Source organism: Amycolatopsis sp. WAC 04182, from assembly GCF_003947465.1.
In the GTDB taxonomy this organism is placed as follows: Bacteria; Actinomycetota; Actinomycetes; order Mycobacteriales; family Pseudonocardiaceae; genus Amycolatopsis.
The window spans coordinates 24,342-42,022 of the sequence record NZ_QHJJ01000011.1 but is presented as its reverse complement, the minus strand read 5'-3'; the positions used below and the strand labels follow the sequence as shown (position 1 = coordinate 42,022).

Genomic DNA, 17,681 nt, shown 5'->3' with positions numbered 1-17,681 from the left:
CAGCGTCACCGTCCCTCGCTCATCCGAGTGTTGATCCGGGCGATCTCGGCGACGTAGGTCAACCGGTCGGGGTGTTCGAGGTCGAGGATGTCGTCGAGCGACCAGTGCAGGTGGTAGGCGACGTACGCGACTTCCTCGTGCAGCCGTCCGGCCGCGTACGTCACGATTCCCCCAGGCGGCCGCCGGCGACGTCGACGACGAACTCGTGACGGCATTCCGGGCAGGCGACACCCGCCCGCGTATGGCCCTCGCTGTTGACGCGCCGGTACATGTCCTGCAGGAAAGCCAGATCCGAAGCGAACAGGTTCTCGATGACTCCGGCGTGCACGTCGGTGACGTCGCCGATCCGGGTGATCACCCTGGCCAGCAGCACGACCGTGAGGAAGGCCGAGTTCTCCCGGACCCGGTCGTCCCGCAGCGGGACGAGCTCGTCCCGCGCGGTCGCCAGCCGCATCACGCCTGAGTGGTGCACCTTCCCCGCGTCGTCGACGTACCCGCGCGGGAGTTCGAACGCGAACTCGGTCCGAAGCTTCGGCCGCGCGTCCACCTCCGGCATGACGGAGGTTTCCTCGGCCGGTGCCGACGCCATCACCCTGCGCATGTGCTCACTCGACTTCCATCTGCTCGTAGGTGATCACGAGCTTCTCGGTGAGCACGCTGGTGTCGCCCGCCTTCAGCGCACCGATCTCCAGGCTCTTCGGCCACGCGTTGGTGAGCTTGTAGCGCTTGAGCGCGGTGCCTTCGTAGTCGTAGACGATGATCGCTCCGCCTTTACGAGCGGAACCCATTTTGCCGAAGTGCGCGTCCTTCACCCACTTCTCGAAGCAGCTGTCGTCGGTGAGCCCACGGGTCAGCGTCACCTCGCCCGCCTTCGGGCGGCCGGGGAGCTTCTTGATGACGTACTTGCCGTCCGCGGTGTTCTGCTTGAGCTCGATGACGTCCTGCTCCATCTTCAGTCCGGAGACCTCGGAGATCTGCTTGATCTGGACGCCGTCGATCTCGAGTCCGAAGGAGTGGCCGACGGCCTTGTCAAGATCGGGAAGTGCCATTTCGGAGCCCTTTCACTACTCGTTGACCAGGCTGGTGCCGCCGGACATCTGCGCCAGCCGGAAGATCACGAACTCCGCCGGTTTCACCGGCGCGATGCCCACTTCGCAGATCACCTGGCCGAGATCGATCCCCTCGGCAGGGTTGGTCTCCCGATCGCATTTCACGAAGAAGGCCTCGTCGGGAGTGAGGCCGAACAACGCGCCCTTGCGCCACTCCATCACCAGGAAAGCGCTGATCGTGCGCCGGATCCGGGCCCACAACGCGTCGTCGTTCGGCTCGAACACGACCCACTGGGTGCCGTTGAGGATCGATTCCTCGAGGTAGTTGAACAGCCGCCGCACGTTGAGGTAGCGCCACGCCGGGTCGCTCGACAACGTCCGCGCACCCCAGATCCGGATCCCCTTGCCTGCGAAGGAGCGCACACAGTTCACGCCGATCGGGTTGAGCAGTTCCTGCTCCGCCTTGGTCAGATGCGTCTCGAGCGCCAGCACACCGCGGACGACCTCGTTCGCCGGTGCCTTGTGGACACCGCGAGTCGCGTCGGTGCGCGCCCACACCCCCGCCATGTACCCGCTCGGCGGCACGTACGTATTGGTCCCGCTGGCGGCGTCGAGCACCTGCACCCACGGGTAGTACAACGCCGCGTATTTCGAGTCGTACCCGGCTTGGTCCATCCGCCAGGTGCGGATCTCCTGCGGGTTGAGGCCGGGCGGCGGGTCGACGATCGCCATCCGGTCCCCCATCAGCTCGCAATGCGCGATCATCGCCAGCTGCACGGCCTTGACGCCGTCGAGGTCGATCAGGTCACGCTGGTGAGCGGCCATCAGGTCCGGCACCGCGACCATGGTGATCTCGTCGATCGCCTCCAAGCCACCGAAACCGGTGCGATCGGCGACGTCGCCGACATAGTCGTCGGCCGCGATGCGACGCGGGACGGGCGGCGGCTGCGGCGGCTCGGTGAGCACGGCGGTGCCACGGTCCGGCTTCGCCACCGCGCCGGCGGTCGCGAGCTCTTCGATCGTGATGAAGCTCGACTTCTCCCGCACCGCCGTGACGACGTTCTCCTTGGTGCGCTTGGTGGTCACGTGGTGGGTCTCGACGACCTTGCCGTCTTTCTTGACGAGCACGGTGAACCGGTCGTCGCCGGGGTTCTCACCGGCCGGTTCCGCGACCTCGACGGTGAGCTCACCGGCCTGTCCGCCACTCGGGAGCTCCTTCGCGACGAAACGGTAGCCACCGAGCACCGCCTGACGCGTCGGCTCCTTCGGCGCCGCACCGTTGGTCCCGCCGTCGCCCCGCGGACCGCCGATGCGGACGATGTAGCAGTTCGCACCGCCGTTGAGGAAATAGCCGTAGACCGACTGCGCGAGATAGCAGCCTTCGACGAAGTCACCGAAGGTCTGGGTGAACTGGGTCCAGTTGGACACCAGGGTGGGGGTGTTGAAGGGGCCGTCCGCCGCGAAACCGACGAAGGCGGCGACGGCGGTGCCCACACCCTCGATCGGCCGGGCGCCCGCCTCGATCTCCTCGACGTACACACCCGGCGTGAGATAGGTGGGCATGCGAGCCTCCCCTGTCGGCGTACTCTCTGTCATCGGCGATGCTCCTGCGTGCGCGTTCGCGGCGAAACGACCGAGCGGATAGGTCAGCGGGAACCAATCTCTGCCCGAAGAGGCAACTGCCCGTTCGGGCGGCGTGGCCCGCCCTTCCGGCTGTTGGCAACCGGCCCGGCCAAGCCGAAAGTGAAGACATGCCGGTGGGCCGGGACAAAATGGCACAGGCCCCGGCCGCGGAATCCGCGCGGCCGGTCAAGCCCGCGCGCCGCGCCACCCCGCCGGCGCTGCTGCGGTTGCAGGCCACCGCGGGCAACGCCGCGGTGACCCGCCTCGTCGGTCTGCAGCGCAGCAGCTGCCCCGCTCCCCCGGTCGCGCCCACGGGTGTGACCCCCACGTCGGACCCGAAATTCGAGTCGCTCAAGAAGGACGTCAGCGGAAAGGCGAAAGCGGCCAAGGCGCATCCGCCCGCCGGCGCGGAGGTCAAGAAGGCACAAGACGCTTCGGTCGCGCCTGCTGACGACAAAGAGGCCCAGGCCAAGGCAGCGCAGGCCGACAAGATGGCCGCCGCCAAACCGGTCGGGTTCGACAAGGCCGCCTTCGTCGCCGCGGTCAACGCCGCCGTGGCCAAGCAGGCACCGAAGAATCTCGACGAAGCCGACAAGTTCGCCTCCTCGGGCAAGGCGGACCAGATCAAGTCCGAGGTGCTGGGCAAGGTCACCAGCGGCAAGGACGCTTCCGCCAAAGACGTCACCGACCGCACCAAGGAAGCGCCGGATACCAGCAGGGCCACGGAAAAGCCGGTGAAACCACTGCCGGAGACCCCGCCGACGCCCGCGTTGTCGCCACCGGACGCGCGCAAGGCCACACCGGACAAGGCCCCGCCCGGCCAAACCGACCTGCGCGCCGACCAGTGCGAAACCCACGGCAAAATGACCGAGGCCGGGGTCACCGACGAGCAGCTGGCACACTCCAACGAACCCGAGTTCACCGGCGCGCTCGCGGCGAAACGAGAAGGCGAACAGCACACGGCCTCGGCACCCGCGGCGGTTCGCGAATCGGAGGCGGGCCAGTTGGCCGCCGTCACGGGCGCGGCGCAGGCGTCCGGACAGGCCTCGATGGCGGGCATGACCGGCGCACGATCGTCCGCCGGGCAACGCGGGCAGGCGGCGAAATCGGCCACGAAAGCCAAGGACGAGCAGGACCGGGCCCGGATCACCGGGGAGATCAAGGCGATCTTCGAGGAGACCAAGACAAAGGTCGAAGGGGTCCTCGGCGCACTCGACGACGAAGTGACCAAACGGTTCGAGACCGGCGAAGCGGCGGCGAAGGCCGCGTTCACCGCCGACCACCAGTCCCGGATGAAGAAGTACAAGGACGAACGCTACGACGGCGTCACCGGCGCGGCCCGCTGGAGCTACGACCTGTTCGCCGGCCTGCCCGCCGAGGCGAACAACCTCTTCCTCGAAGCCAAGAAGGTCTACGAGTCGAAGATGCAGGGCGTCATCGGCGAGATCGCCGATTTCGTCGGGCAGCAGCTGAGTGAAGCGAAAAGGCTGATCGCCGAAGGCCGCGAGCGAGTGCGGCAGAAGGTCGGCTCGCAATCCCCGGCGCTGCGCAAGATCGCCGGCGAGGCCGCCAAGGAGTTCGGCGGCCAGTTCGACGAACTCGAGAGCTCCGTCGACGAGAAACAGCAGTCCCTGGTCGAGGATCTGGCGCAGAAGTACAGCGAAGCCCGCAACGCCGTCGACGAGGAGATCAAGACGCTGCAGGCGGAGAACAAAGGCCTGTGGGACAAGGCGAAGGAGGCGGTCGGCGGCGCGATCGACACGATCCTCAAGCTGAAGGACATGCTGCTCAGCGTGCTGTCGCGGGCGGCGAACGCCATCGGCCTGATCATCGCCAAACCGATCGAGTTCCTCGGCAACCTGGTCAACGCGGTCAAGACCGGCGTCCTGAACTTCGGCGCGAACATCGTGCAGCATCTCAAGGACGGCCTGAAGGGCTGGCTGCTCGGGAACCTGGCGAGCGCGGGTATCGAGATCCCGGAGACCTTGGACGCCAAGGGCATCCTGAAGATGGTCATGTCGCTCCTCGGGCTCACTTGGGCGAGTGTCCGTGCGCGGATTCTCCGCTTCATCCCGGAACCCGTGCTCGCCAAGCTGGAGCAGACGTTCGAGGTCGTCAAGATCTTGATCACCGAAGGCGTGCCGGGACTCTGGCGCTGGGTGGTCGAGAAGCTGGGCGATCTCAAGGAGATGGTGCTCGGCCGGATCAAGGAATTCGTGATCGAGAAGATCGTCAAGGCGGGGATCACCTGGATCATCTCGATGCTCAACCCGGCGGCCGCGTTCATCAAGGCCTGCAAGGCGATCTACGACATCGTGCTGTTCTTCGTCGACAAGGCCGCCCAGATCAAGGAGTTCGTCTCGTCGGTGCTGGACTCGGTCGAGTCGATCGCCCGGGGCGGGGCGGGCGCGGTGGCGGGACTGATCGAGCGGACCCTGGCCAAGGCGTTGCCGATGGTGCTCGGGTTCCTGGCGAGCCTGCTCGGGCTGGGCGGGATCTCGGAGAAGATCAAGTCGATCCTGGAAAAGGTCCAGGCCCCCGTCGGCAAGGTGATCGACACGGTCGTGGGGACGATCGTCAAGGCGGGGAAGAAGATCTGGTCGAAGGTCAAGAAAGGTGGTGCCGCCGTCTCCGCCGGCGCGAAGCGGCTCAAGGATGCCTTCCTTGCCCGTCTCATGGGCAAGAAGACCGTGACGATGAAGGGTAAGACCCACCACGTGTTCCTGGAGAACCAGGGCGGCAAACACGTCGTCATGATGGCCAGCGACAAGGACCGGTTGACCGCCAAGGTGTACAACGCCTTGCGAAGCGACGCCGTGAAGGCGCACCCCGAAGTCATCAGTCACCTGCAAGGCATTCAGGAAACGGTCGTCAAGTACGAAGGCGATATCGTCAAGTACAAGTTCGAACAGCCGGACACGAGGCAGGCCAACCAACTCGAAGCCGCCCTCGAATCGTACTCCGGACAGATGATCAGCCGGCTCGCCATGATCGGTCGAGTGCTCGACATCGACCTGTTGAAAGGCGGAAAGTACGTCCTCGACGATCATGTCCATCCCGACTACGCGAAAACCATTCGGAGGACCTTCTACGGTTCTCCGGGCGACTACGATCATCACAGGCCCGCGAAACGCCAAGACGCGATCGACGCGAAGCTGGCGAAATACGGTCCGACAGCTTACCCCGACCAGTTCTGGTGCCCCGGTTACAAGAAGGGCAACCGATCGGCACATCTGGCCCCGCTGTCGATCTTGGAACTCGATCACAAGGAAGGTGCCGCGACACACTGGACGCACACGGGTCACAACTCACCACAGAGGCCGCGAGAGCAATTCTTCGTCGACGGCACGAAGATCGAAGCACTTTGCGAAGCCTGCAACCGGGCGAAGCAGTCCGGCGGCGACCATTACGATACCGCGGTCGGTCCGGACTTCAGCGGCCCCGGCGGCCTGCGCTAGGCCGGCCCGCCCACTTCTTCTCGCGCACCGCTGCCCACCACTCACGTGATCAGAAACGTAACTCGCGTGCTTGGAGACGTAACACGCGAGTTACGTCTCCAAACACGCGAGTTACGCGCCCAAGCACGCGAGTCACGGCTTCGCTCCGCCCCCACCCCGGACGAACGGGTTTGGCTTGCCCCTTAAGAAGCCTCTTCCTCGGCCTCTTCCTCCCGCTGCACGTACGTCTGCGCCATCTTCTCCTCTTCGCCTTCCTCGGCCTCAGGAGCTTCTTCGCGCTGAACGTGCGCTTCGCCGTCGTCCGCACAGCGCTGCACAGCGGGTCCGGCAGCAGGCGTCGACATCAACCGGTCCGCATTGGCGACGGCCTCGCGCTCGAAACGATCCGAGGGATCCGAAACCTTCACCCCGCCCCCGGCGTCGGTCCCGTCGACAGGCCCGCTCCGCTGCTGAACGACGTGCGTCAGTTCGTGCGCCAGCATGTGCTTGCCCGAATCCGAACCGGGGTCGTACTTGTCCCGCTGGAAGACGATGTTCGAACCCACCGTGTAGGCCTGCGCGTTGACGGACTTCGCCGAATCGTGCGCCGCGCCGTCGGTGTGCACCCGGACGTCGCCGAAGTCGTGCCCGAAGCGGCCCTCCATGTCCGTGCGCGTCGAGGCGTCCAGAGGCGCGCCGCCCGAGGTGACCACGTCGTGGACCGGGGAGCGCTCCTCCTCGACCAGCGTGCTCGCCCCGGCGTTCCCCACCGCGCGCTGCAGATCCAGCATGCCCGCGGGGCCGAGGACATCGGTGCGCCCGGCCGCGGCGGCGCGGCCCAGCAGGCCACCCTCGTCCCGGTCTGCCCGATCGCCCTTCGGCCGCAGGCTCGGTTCGAGGTCGTTTTCGTGACTGTGCCCGCGCATGGTCCGCTCCCTCGGGTCGCTACGCTGCCTGCCAGCTTGCGCCGTCGCCGCGCCTCGCACCAGGCAGCTGTGCGCGGCCGAACGGGCGGCATCGGCTGCCCGAACGGGCAGGGTCAGCCGTCGGTCACCATCGCCAGGTACGGGCCGAACTCGCGGTCCAGGCAGAGTCTGCCCAGCTTGCGATATTCCCGCGCGACCGCGCCGACCAGATCCGACATCGCCACCGGGCGGCCGGCCTCCGCGGCCAGATACGCGCCGGTCACCGCGGCCGAGCGGATGTGTCCTCCGGCGAGTTCGAACGCTTCGGCCAGGAAACCCAGGTCCAGGTCGCCGGCCCGGGGCATCCGGGCGCCGAGGCAGCGGTCCCACAGCTGACGCCGCAGCTCGACGTCCGGCAACGGGAAGTCCACGATCACGTCCAGCCGCCGGGTGAACGCCTCGTCGAGGTTCGCCCGCAGGTTGGTGGCCAGCACCGCGATGCCGTCGAAGGTTTCCATCCGCTGCAACAGGTAGGCGCTTTCGATGTTCGCGTACCGGTCGTGCGCGTCACGGACCTCGGATCGCTTGCCGAAGATCGCGTCCGCCTCGTCGAACAGCAGCACCCCGTTGACACCGGCGGCCTCGGTGAAGATCCGTTCCAGGTTCTTCTCCGTCTCGCCGACGTACTTGTCGACCACCGTCGCCAGGTTCACGGTGTAGAGATCCAGCCCCAGCGAAGCGGCGATGACCTCGGCGGACATCGTCTTGCCCGTCCCCGAATCCCCGGCGAAGAGCCCCGTCACACCCCGGCCGCGGCCGCCGCCCGGCCGCATCCGCCACACGTCGAGCACCTGGTCCCGGTAGCGTGCCCGCGCGGCCAGTTCGTCCAAAAGGGACAGTACGCCCGCGGGCAGCACGAGGTCGCTCCAGCCGACCGCGGGTTCGATCCGCCGGGCGAGCCGCTGCAGTCCGGCCGCGTTCTGGCTCCGCGCGCCCGCGCGCAGGTGGGACGTTCGCACCGGCCCGCCCTCGGCCAGCGCCGTCACCGACGCAGCCTTCGCCGCGCGGGCGATCTGCCCCGGCCCCAGCACGAAATGCGCGGTCGCCTCCGCGGGGTCCACATCCGGCGCGAGCCCGCCGTCGAGGTGGCCGCGCCAAAGATCCACCCGGCTCGCCACGGACAGCGGAAGGGCGTCGAGCTGCAACGGCGGGATGGCGCTCCACCGAGGGTCCCAGGCCCCGGTGCCGTGCACGATCGACGGGACCGCGGGATGCGCGAGCTTCTCCAGCCGCGGGGAATCGTCGACCGGGCCCAGCACCAAGCCCGCACCACGCAGCAACGCCTCCCGCACGAGCGAACCGGTGAGCTCGCCCCGTCCGGAATCCGCCTGCCACCGTGTCGCGTCGACCACGAGCGCGGGAAAACCGGCGGCGGTCAGTGCCGCGACGCCGAGTTCTTCGGCACCTCCACCGGGATGCTCCCGCAGATAGACCAACCCGACCTGGCCGCTGATCGCCCGGGCGAGCCGATCGGTACCGGCCACGTCGGCGAAGTCGGTACCGACGCGTGCGCACCCGGCGAGTTCCGGGGCGAGCCGATCGTCGCCCAGCAGGTGGTTCACCACGCGATCGGGTACACGAAGCGTGCGTGACAGGAAGGGACGTTCCTGCTCCTCCATGGTGAGCAGGCCACAGGTGATCAGTGGAGCGTCGGCGTCGAGCCGCGCCCGGCCGGCGGCCGACGCTTCAGGGATGCCGCACAGGCGCAAGGCCAACCCCGCCGTCGCCCGGCGGCGGGTGACGTCGTCGTTGAGATAGCCGTAGAACTGCTCGAACCGGCTGTCGAGGTCGGGCGCGAGCGCGACCAGCAGCAGTTCGACGTCGACACCGGTGAGCCCCGCGCGCTTCGCCAACGGGTACAGGCGGCCGTCCGGCACGGAGTCCGTGAACGGCGGGAACGGCTCGCGGTGGCCCTCCAGCAGCGCGTCGATCGTCTCGTTCGACAGGTACAGCCCGCGGAAGGGGTCGTCGGGGTTCGGGTCGGCGGCCCGGCGGCTTTCGACCGCGTCGCGGATCCGCTGTTCGAGCCGGGCCAACCGCTCGAACAGGTATTCCAGGCTCATCGGGACTTCCGGTGGGTGCGCGCCATCGCGACCCGGCGCTGCCCTTCGACCGCCCCGCTCTCCGCCACATGGTGGCCGATCAACTCGCCGTCGCGGGTGTCGAGCTTCAGGCCTTCCTGCGGCGGCCGTTCGGCCGGGTACACCCGTCCACTGTGGACCGGAGCGGAGACGACGACGTCCAGCGACGGTTTCAGTTCGCCGCCCAAAGCGGTCCAGACGTCGGCGAACGCGCGGTCCTCCGGCGGCGGCAACGCGACCGTCATCGGCACCGGCAGGCCCATCTCCGCCAGCGACCCGGTGAGCGCCGACTCCGGGACGGCGTCGTGGCAGAGCAGGCCGAGCAACAGGTCGGACAGCACGCGGTGCTCGTCTTCCGGGCGCTGCGTCCACGCGGTGACGAGATAGGACAGCTTGATGTGCCGGGGCGGAAGGTGCCGCGCCGCGACCTTGCCGAGCGGGTCGTACTCGTTGAGCAGGCCACGCGAGCGGCGCCGCAGATCCTCACGTACGTCGTAGAGATAGACGTTCACCGCGGGAGCGTTGCGCCGCGCCGCCCATTCCTTGGTCGGCGCGTCGAACGCGACCTCGATCTCGCTGCCGCGCCGGGCCGCGTCGCGCACCAACCGCCGCAGCGCCTCATCGACCTCATGGATCACGCGGACCTCCTCGGACGGCGGTCTTCCCACGATGATCGCGGCGGCGCCGTCCGGCCAGCCGCGCAGCGGCAGACCTTCGGGTACGCCCGTCTGCCCGTACGGGCAACGCCCGGCGACCGATAACGAAACGTGCCCAAGTTGGTCAATCGAAGGCCCTCGGCTATATGGTCACCTTCGAACCCCCGTTTGACCCACGACGACCGGCCCTGGCACTGCCGCGCTTCACCGAGGCACTCAGCTGACCTCGGCGGCAGGTATGCCGGCCCACTACGCCGGGTCGAGCCACACCGCGATGGACAGGCAGCAGGCCTGCCCGGCCGACGGCACCGGTTCCCTCGTTCCACCCGCACACCACAGCCGGTTCCGGCCGGTCCGACTCACTCACTCCACAGGAGATCCTCCATCAGTGTCCCCGTAGTTCTGCCGTACGCCGTCAGCGCTCCTCGTTCGCTCACCGATGTGTACGGTCCGGGCATCGCCGTCTGCGCGCGGCCCGAGCTGGCCGCCGCCGAACCAGTGAACAAGCACCGCCACAGCCGTGACGTTGTCTCCGCACGACCGATCGCCGTCGCGGCCGACCTGCCGGTGATCTGCAGCGCCGGTGGCACGGACCCGGATCTGCTGGCGCTCCTGCGTGACAGCGGCCTGCCTGTCGGCACCGATCTGCGCGAGTTCCGAAGCGAAGGGGAATTCGCCGCCCGCGTGACCGAAGCGATGTCCGACGGCCTGCTGATGTCGATGGAGTACCCCCAGCCGACCACGCTGTGCCCGGACGAACGCGCGCTCAAAAGCGCGCAACTCGTCGGCTACTTGAACAACAAAGCCAGCATCACCACGCTGGTCGACCCCCGTTTCCAAGCGCACCGCAGCGTCGTGACCCGCGCGCAACTCGCGGAGGCGGCGCCGTCGGAGAAGTCGTGGGTGCTCAAGGCCGCGACCAACGACGCGCACGGCGGCAGCCTCGATGTCTATCTGCACCGGGCCCACGAGCGGATCACGCTGCCGGCGTTCACCGATGTGCTCGGCGAGTTCGTCGTCGAGGAGTACCTGCGGATCCTGCGCAACTGGGGCCTGCAGTTCTACGTGGGAGCGGACGCGCGGGCTCGCCTGCTCGCCGTGACCGAACAACGCGTCGACGAGACCGGGATCTACACCGGCGGCAGATTCGGCGCGGTCACCACTCCTCCCGCCGAACTGCTCGCCGAATGCCTGGCGATCACCCAGCGCGCGGCCGATGTCGGCTACCGCGGCCTGTGCAGCCTCGACTGCGCCCAAACCCAGGACGGCCAGCAGGTCGTGCTCGACCTGAACTTCCGGATCACCAGTGGCTCGATCCCGTTGCTGGCGATGCAGTCCGTCCGCCCCGACGCCCTCGACCACCCCGCCGAGTCCGTGAAGCTGACCGTCGACGGCCCGCTCACCGACCTGCTCGCCGAGGTGCGCCCGGCGCTGGCGGACGGTGGCCTGCTCATCGTGGCAGGCCACGACACCGGCCACACGGACAATCCGATCAGGCAAAGTACCTTGCAACTACTGGTCCTCGGGGACGACCCCGACGAGGTGTCCGCTCGACGCCGTGCGCTGGAAGAGAAAACCCGCCGGTAACCGCGTCGGGAGTGTGTGTCGCGAAAGCCGCTTCCGGTGGCTTTCGCGACACGTCCCCGGCATCAGGCCACGGTCGCCTCTCGGCTCGTCTGCTCGGCGATCCAGTCCCGGTACACCGTCACATCGGTCCAGATGCCCAGACCGCTGGCGCATTTCGGATCCGCGTCACCGTCGCGGCTGGTGGCACCGACCAGTTCCCACTCGCCCGGCCTGCCCTTGATCTGCGGTCCACCCGAGTCGCCGTAGCAGCCCATCGCGTCCGGGGTGTCGGAACCGGTGCAGATCTCCTTGCCCGTCGCCAGATTGCGGCAATCCTCCGCCGGCCTGACCTTGGTGTCCAATTCCTGGAGGATCTCCGGGGCGCCGCAGTTCTGCTCGGCGCAGTGCTCGCCCCAGCCGAGGATCCGGGTCGCCGTCCCCGCGCCGCCCACGGCTTCGGCGATCTTGATCGGCTTCTCGGTCACCGCTTTGTCCAATCGCACCAGCGCGATGTCCCCGCCCGGCGGGTTCTGCCCGACGAAGTCCGGGTGCACGATGATCTTGCTGACGCCGGTCTCGGTGCCCCCGCTGTTGTGCTGTCGCGCCCCGATCCTGGTCCTGACCTGGTCCGGCTGCGCTCCCCGCACGCAGTGCGCCGCGGTCACCACCCAGTTCTCACTGATCAGCGAGCCGCCGCAGAAGTGGTTCCCGTCCTGCTGCAACGACACCATGAACGAATAGTCCTCGGTGGCGTCGTGCCCGCCGATGACGTAGGGCGTCGGCCCGTCGGCCGCCGCCGCGATCCCCGGTACCAGCACCGCTCCCGCCGCGGCCAACCCCACCATCAGTACGCCTGTTTTGCGAAGCATTATCGTGAACTCCCCGTAGACGACGAATTGCTGACAGTCGTCACGCTATGGGGTGATGATCACGACTGGATCGGCTCATCGGCCGGGTGCGTATCGGCCGAATGGCCGACCCAGCGTGACGTCGCACCACGAGAAGCGACCCGATGGTGAATGCGCGCCTCAGCTGAGCTCGGGGATGACGAACGTGCTCTCTTCGACCTCGGCGTGCCCGGCTTCGACGAGGTCGGCGGCACGGGCGAGGAAAGCGGTGAGCGACGGCGCTTTCGGTTCATCGAGGTCGGGCACGTTAGGGCGGGACACGACCTGACCGGCGGTGCCGCGGTCGCCGGGATCGAGGTCGAGGAGGTAGCAATCGCCCTGGAACGCGAGGAACGGCAGCCAGGATTCCGACCACACCGTCCACCGGAACCAGGAAGGTTGCTCGACGGGCGTGGCCAGGTCGCCGACCACGTCGGTCAGCATCCGGTGCATCTCGATGATCTCGTCGATGGTCAGGAAATGCTGGTGGTTGAGCGGACCGTTCAGCTGGTCGGGGTCGTCCTGGCCCGCCGACACGCTCAGCAGGGCGCACAGGTCGGACGGCAGGACAAGCCCCGTCTCGGTGGCGAGCCGGTCGAGCTCGCGCTCGGAAGCGCCGGGCAGGAACGGCGCGGCACCGGGCAGTTCCCGCTCGATCAGGCTTCGCAACCGGGCGAACTCGCGGGCGGTCTGGTTCATGACGGCCAGTATTCCGGAAACGCCGCGGAAATCCGGATGACCTTCGTTCGGGCAGGCCAGTAGTCTCCGGCGGACGATGCACCAGGGGGAGTGATCATGGCCAGCCACTTCGAGGCGATCGGGATCGGCGTCACCAGCGAGGACGAGTTCAGGGAACGGGTGGTCTCCCTGATCGGCGCGGGCACGGCCCGGCCGATCGACAAGAAGATCAGCGAGCACGTGTGGACGGATTCCTCCGGCGCCCGGCTGGTCGCACAGGTCCGCAAGGGAGAGATCGACTTCCTCCTGCCGTGCCTGGCCGGCACGGCGCCCGCGGTTCCGGTGCGCGACGTACGCCTTGTCGACGACGAGACCGCGATGCTCGAACTCCTCGACGGCGTCGCAGGCGAGATGATCTGCCCCATCGCGGTCGAACTCGAAGACCGAGCGGTCCTCGCCCACTCGGGCGGCCGGCTCGAGTCTGGTTCCCTGGTGCTGGCGGCGCTGGCCGAAGACGTCACCGTGCACGCCGACGCCGAGGCCTACGCGGCATCGCAGGGCGACGGACCGCAGTTCGCCGCCGACCACTTCATCCCGTCCGGCACCTTCACGCTCGAGGAACCCTCGCCCGGCTGGGCGCCCTCCGCCCACGCGCTGTTCGCCGGCGAGGTCGTCGAGACCGAAAGTCCTGTGAATACCGTTACCAGCAAGGCATTCCATCGGATCCGGGTCCGGACCATCGCCGCGATCGAACTCGACGTCGCCATCGCGGCCACCGCCCTGGAGCAGCCGCCCGCGCGCGGCAACATCGTGACCGGGACCTTCTTCCTGACCGGCAGCCTGGGACTACAGCCCGCCGACGCGGTGCAGCGGCGCCGTTGGTTCCGGCGGTAAATCCTCAAAGGACGGCCTAGCGGTGTCCTGTAAGTCTGCGCCTCCCGAGTGTCCATAAAGGACGCTTTCGCTGACCGGAATGTTCGGCAAGGAGGGTTCTATTGAGGGGCAAGGCAAACGTGTCGCGGTCGACACCTCCGCGTCCCTCGAAGCCGGCGCCCCGATGTTCGCGTCGCGAAAGCCACTTTCGGGACACCAGACGTCGCGAAAGTGGCTTTCGCAACACGCCACCTCTGACTTACTTCTCGATAACCCTCTTCATGAAACCCCTAAAACCGGCCTAATCGGACACCGCCGCCCCGAAGAGAGGCCTTTCGCGACACCTGGGCGCGAAGACCCGAACCACTTGCAGGACAGCCCCTAGACCGACCGTTCGCGGCGATAATGACGAGCGGCCTTCGCCCGGTTGCCGCAGGTTTCCATGGAGCACCATCGCCTGGTGCCGTTGCGGGTCGTGTCGTCGAAGTACAGCGTGCACGCCGGATACGCCGAGCACCGCTTGATCCGTTCCGGGCGCGCGCGAAGCAGGCTCAAGTAGCCGTATGCGGCGAGCCACGCGGGCCGCCAAGCCTCTTCCTCGACCTCGATCGTTTCTTCGGGGCCGCCTTGCCGCAGTTCCGGCCGCAACCGGCCGCGCGCCAGCACCTCGTTCAACGCTCGCTCGGCGGAAGCGCCGGGGTTCTCGAGCACCTCGCGCAGGACGGAACGCGTGTGCCGCAACGGTTCCTCCGCGCCCGGCGTATCCGGAAGGTCCCATTCGGCCAGCCAGGCGCCGACGCCGCCGGGTTCATCGAAGACGTCCTGCCGCGCACCACGATCGGGCCACGTGGTGTTCAGCAGGTCCAGAGCGATCGGCTCGCCGACCAAAGGGCGTTGCGGCACAGCACCATCCTACCCTCCGTCAACCGCTTGACAGGTTAGGTCACCTCATGCTTGGCTCTAACCGTTCAAAGAGTTTTAGACGGTTAGAGCTAGGAGCACTCCCCATGTCCGAAGAAACCCGGTCCGCCGACGAGGTTTTCCACCACACGGCGACCATCGACGGCCGCAGCGTGTTCTACCGGGAGGCAGGCGACCCCACCGCGCCGACCGTGGTGCTGCTGCACGGTTTCCCCACGTCGTCGCAGATGTTCCGCAAGCTGATCCCCGCGCTGGCCGACCGCTACCACGTCATCGCCCCCGACCACATCGGCTTCGGCCACTCGGACGCCCCGCCCGTCGACGAGTTCGACTATTCGTTCGAGAACCTCACCGCGATCACCCTGGGACTCGTCGACGCGCTCGGCCTGGACCGTTTCGCCCTGTACCTCCAGGACTACGGGGCACCCATCGGGCTCCGCATCGCGAGCCGTCACCCGGAGCGAGTCAGCGCGCTGGTGGTGCAATCCGGCAACGCCTACGTCGATGGCTTCACCCCGTTCTGGGATGTCCTGTTCGCGCACGCCAAGGACCGCGAAACCCACGAAGAAGCCGTGCGTGAACTCCTGGAGCCCGCGGCGACCCGCTGGCAGTACACCCACGGCGTCCCCGCCGACCGGCTGGACCGGCTCAGCCCGGACACCTGGACCCTCGACCAGGCCCTGCTCGACCGCCCCGGCAACAAGGAGGTACAGCTGCAGCTGTTCTGGGACTACCAGTTCAATCTCGACGCCTACCCGGCCTTCCAGCGGTACTTCCGCGAGCACCGGCCGCCGACGCTCGTCACCTGGGGCGAGCACGACGAGATCTTCGGCGCCGACGGAGCCCGTGCGTTCCTTCGCGATCTGCCCGACGCCGAAGTGCATCTCCTCGACGCCGGACACTTCGCACTGGAGACGCACGGTCCGGAGATCGCCGCCCTCATCAGGGACTTCCTCGGCCGCACCGTGCGCTGACCGTCCGGCGCCTCCGTATCCTCGGAACGAGACGGAGGTGTGATGTGACGGACGAACAGCTGCTCATCGAATTCGCGCTGACCCGCATGGATCATCCCGAACTCGATCTCGAGGAAGTGGCGACGCTGACCGTCCGGCGTCTCGGCGAGGACCGGATGCTGGACTTCGCCGGGCGCACCCTCGCCAACCGCGGCGAACTACGCGGGGCCGCGTTCCCGGCCGCCGTCGAACACGTACTCCGGGTGGTCCTCACCTTGCGCGGCCCGGACGACTGACCGGCGGGGTCAGGAGATCTTGCGACGATAGGTGATCGTGGCGAAGAAGTACGCGACGACGAGGAGACCGGCACACCAGGCCAGGGCGATCCAGATGTCCGCGCCGACCGGCTGCCGCGTGAACAGGTCACGGAGGGCGTTGACGATCGACGTCACCGGCTGGTGCTCCGCGAAGGCGCGCACGGGGCCCGGCATGGTGGCGGTGGGCACGAACGCCGAGCTGAGGAACGGCAGGAAGATGAGCGGGTAGGAGAACGCGCTCGCCCCGTCGACGGATTTCGCGGAGAGACCGGGGATGACGGCCAGCCACGTCAGCGCCAGCGTGAACAGCAGCAGGATGCCGGCGACCGCGAGCCAGGTCAGGACGCCCGCCCCGGAACGGAAGCCCATGAGAAGGGCGACGCCCACGACGATGACGAGCGAGAGCAGATTCGCGGCCAGCGAGGTCAGCACGTGCGCCCACAACACGCCCGAGCGGGCGATGGGCAGGGATTGGAAGCGTTCGAAGATCCCGCTCTTCATATCGGTGAAGAGCCGGAGCGCGGTGTAGGCGACGCCTGACGCGACCGTGATCAACAGGATGCCGGGCAGCATGTAGTTCACATACGAATCCGTCCCCGTTTCGATCGCGCCGCCGAAGACGTAGACGAACATCAGCATCATCGCGACCGGCATCATCGCGGTCGTGATGATGGTGTCCATGCTGCGTGTGACGTGTTTCATCGATCGGCCCAGCAGGACGGCCGTGTCGCCGAGGAAGTGCTTGTTCATCGTCTTCTCCCCTACTTGTCCGCGCCGACGATGGCCAGGAAGACGTCCTCGAGAGACGGCTGTTTCTCGACGTATTCGACCTCGGCGGGCGGGAGCAGCCGCTTCAGTTCGGCGAGGGTGCCGTTCACGATGATCCGTCCTTTGTGGAGGATCGCGATCCGGTCGGCGAGCTGCTCGGCCTCGTCCAGGTACTGCGTCGTCAGCAGTACCGTCGTGCCGCGGGCGGCGAGTTCCTTCACCGCGGCCCACACCTCGATCCGCGCTTCGGGGTCGAGCCCGGTGGTCGGCTCGTCCAGGAAGATCACCGGTGGGTTCCCGATGAGGCTCATGGCGATGTCCAGCCGGCGGCGCATACCGCCCGAATACGTCGACACCTTCCGCGCGCCCGCGTCGGTCAGCGAAAACCGTTCCAGCAGGTCGTCCGCGATCCTGCCCGGCCGTTTCAGGTGCCGCAGCCGGGCGACCAGCACGAGGTTCTCGCGCCCGCTGAGGATCTCGTCGACGGCGGCGAACTGACCGGTGAGGCTGATGACCTCCCGCACGTTCGACGACTGCGTGGCGACGTCGAAGCCGTCGACGGTCGCCGTCCCCGCGTCCGCTTTGAGCAACGTGGACAGGATTCTCACGACCGTGGTCTTGCCCGCCCCGTTGGAGCCGAGAAGGGCGAAGATACTGCCCCGCGCCACCTCGAAATCCACACCTCGTAAGACATGCAGGGCCTTGTACGACTTCTCCAGGCCTCGCACCCGGATCGCCTCGGTTTGCCGCGCGACCATCATTCAGCCCTTCTCGAAAGCTACCTAGTAACGCTGACTACTGGTAGATAGTAGCACTGACTAGTACCGCCGCAAGGGTGTCAGTTTGCTGTCGGGTTCACCCGGATCGGCGTCAAGAACCCGTCAACGTCCCCGAACCGAGGACGGCG

17 protein-coding genes are annotated in these 17,681 nt (G+C 67.5%); 5 read left to right on the top strand and 12 right to left on the bottom strand.

Annotated features, from left to right (window positions below; genetic code table 11):
- Positions 1-5 precede the first annotated feature (5 nt).
- Genes DMH01_RS41065 through DMH01_RS41050 form a run of 4 tightly spaced genes read right to left on the bottom strand, consistent with a single transcriptional unit; the run spans position 6 to position 2,612 of the window.
- Positions 6-164 (bottom strand): DUF6760 family protein, encoded by a 159-nt coding sequence (locus DMH01_RS41065; RefSeq protein WP_125684692.1) that lies wholly within the window; start codon positions 162-164, stop codon positions 6-8.
- Positions 161-601 carry a hypothetical protein gene (locus DMH01_RS41060; RefSeq protein ID WP_125684690.1) on the bottom strand — a complete coding sequence of 147 codons (441 nt, stop codon included), beginning with the start codon at positions 599-601 and terminating at the stop codon, positions 161-163. The genes DMH01_RS41065 and DMH01_RS41060 overlap by 4 nt, the downstream gene beginning before the upstream one ends.
- A 4-nt stretch (positions 602-605) precedes the next feature.
- The gene (locus tag DMH01_RS41055) at positions 606-1,049 is read right to left on the bottom strand and encodes a phage tail protein (RefSeq protein WP_125684688.1); all 444 of its coding nucleotides are present in this window, start codon (positions 1,047-1,049) and stop codon (positions 606-608) included.
- Positions 1,050-1,064: 15 nt separating this feature from the next.
- Positions 1,065-2,612: a phage tail sheath subtilisin-like domain-containing protein gene (locus tag DMH01_RS41050; protein ID WP_125684686.1), complete on the bottom strand. Its 1,548-nt coding sequence runs from the start codon at positions 2,610-2,612 to the stop codon at positions 1,065-1,067.
- Between the two features lie 188 nt (positions 2,613-2,800).
- On the opposite strand from DMH01_RS41050, the gene DMH01_RS41045 reads away from it, so the two are divergent.
- A complete protein-coding gene (locus DMH01_RS41045; RefSeq protein ID WP_233621869.1) occupies positions 2,801-6,130 on the top strand; it encodes a hypothetical protein in 3,330 nt (1,109 codons plus the stop codon).
- Positions 6,131-6,312: 182 nt separating this feature from the next.
- Here DMH01_RS41045 and DMH01_RS41040 read toward each other — a convergent pair whose 3' ends face one another.
- From DMH01_RS41040 to DMH01_RS41030, 3 genes are all read right to left on the bottom strand, one after another.
- Entirely contained in the window at positions 6,313-7,035 is a 723-nt protein-coding gene (locus tag DMH01_RS41040; RefSeq protein WP_125684684.1) for a DUF4157 domain-containing protein, read from the bottom strand.
- A 113-nt stretch (positions 7,036-7,148) separates the two neighbouring features.
- On the bottom strand, positions 7,149-9,137 hold the full coding sequence (locus DMH01_RS41035; protein ID WP_125684682.1) for an ATP-binding protein: 1,989 nt from the start codon (positions 9,135-9,137) through the stop codon (positions 7,149-7,151).
- Entirely contained in the window at positions 9,134-9,793 is a 660-nt protein-coding gene (locus tag DMH01_RS41030) for a DUF4255 domain-containing protein (protein WP_125684680.1), read from the bottom strand. Before DMH01_RS41030 ends, DMH01_RS41035 begins: the two co-directional genes overlap by 4 nt.
- 459 nt (positions 9,794-10,252) lie before the next feature.
- On the opposite strand from DMH01_RS41030, the gene DMH01_RS41025 reads away from it, so the two are divergent.
- Positions 10,253-11,398: a hypothetical protein gene (locus DMH01_RS41025; protein WP_125684678.1), complete on the top strand. Its 1,146-nt coding sequence runs from the start codon at positions 10,253-10,255 to the stop codon at positions 11,396-11,398.
- Between the two features lie 62 nt (positions 11,399-11,460).
- On the opposite strand, the gene DMH01_RS41020 is transcribed toward DMH01_RS41025, so the two are convergent.
- The gene (locus DMH01_RS41020; RefSeq protein WP_125684675.1) at positions 11,461-12,246 is read right to left on the bottom strand and encodes a trypsin-like serine protease; all 786 of its coding nucleotides are present in this window, start codon (positions 12,244-12,246) and stop codon (positions 11,461-11,463) included.
- Between the two features lie 159 nt (positions 12,247-12,405).
- Positions 12,406-12,963, bottom strand: a complete 558-nt coding sequence (locus DMH01_RS41015) for an SMI1/KNR4 family protein (RefSeq protein ID WP_125684673.1) — start codon at positions 12,961-12,963, stop codon at positions 12,406-12,408.
- A 96-nt stretch (positions 12,964-13,059) separates the two neighbouring features.
- Here DMH01_RS41015 and DMH01_RS41010 point away from each other — a divergent pair, with 96 nt between their 5' ends.
- Positions 13,060-13,836, top strand: coding sequence for a hypothetical protein (locus DMH01_RS41010; protein ID WP_125684671.1), 777 nt, complete (start codon positions 13,060-13,062; stop codon positions 13,834-13,836).
- 360 nt (positions 13,837-14,196) lie between these two features.
- Here the strand turns inward: DMH01_RS41010 and DMH01_RS41005 are convergent, their stop codons facing one another.
- The gene (locus DMH01_RS41005) at positions 14,197-14,718 is read right to left on the bottom strand and encodes a CGNR zinc finger domain-containing protein (RefSeq protein ID WP_125684669.1); all 522 of its coding nucleotides are present in this window, start codon (positions 14,716-14,718) and stop codon (positions 14,197-14,199) included.
- Between the two features lie 104 nt (positions 14,719-14,822).
- Between DMH01_RS41005 and DMH01_RS41000 the strand changes: the two genes are divergently transcribed.
- Together DMH01_RS41000 and DMH01_RS40995 are read left to right on the top strand one after the other, a co-directional pair.
- A complete protein-coding gene (locus tag DMH01_RS41000; protein ID WP_125684667.1) occupies positions 14,823-15,710 on the top strand; it encodes an alpha/beta fold hydrolase in 888 nt (295 codons plus the stop codon).
- A 44-nt stretch (positions 15,711-15,754) separates the two neighbouring features.
- Positions 15,755-15,985: a hypothetical protein gene (locus DMH01_RS40995; protein ID WP_034307403.1), complete on the top strand. Its 231-nt coding sequence runs from the start codon at positions 15,755-15,757 to the stop codon at positions 15,983-15,985.
- A 9-nt stretch (positions 15,986-15,994) separates the two neighbouring features.
- On the opposite strand, the gene DMH01_RS40990 is transcribed toward DMH01_RS40995, so the two are convergent.
- The gene (locus DMH01_RS40990; RefSeq protein WP_125684665.1) at positions 15,995-16,756 is read right to left on the bottom strand and encodes an ABC transporter permease; all 762 of its coding nucleotides are present in this window, start codon (positions 16,754-16,756) and stop codon (positions 15,995-15,997) included.
- 11 nt (positions 16,757-16,767) lie between these two features.
- On the bottom strand, positions 16,768-17,532 hold the full coding sequence (locus DMH01_RS40985; protein ID WP_125684889.1) for an ABC transporter ATP-binding protein: 765 nt from the start codon (positions 17,530-17,532) through the stop codon (positions 16,768-16,770).
- Positions 17,533-17,681 lie beyond the last annotated feature (149 nt).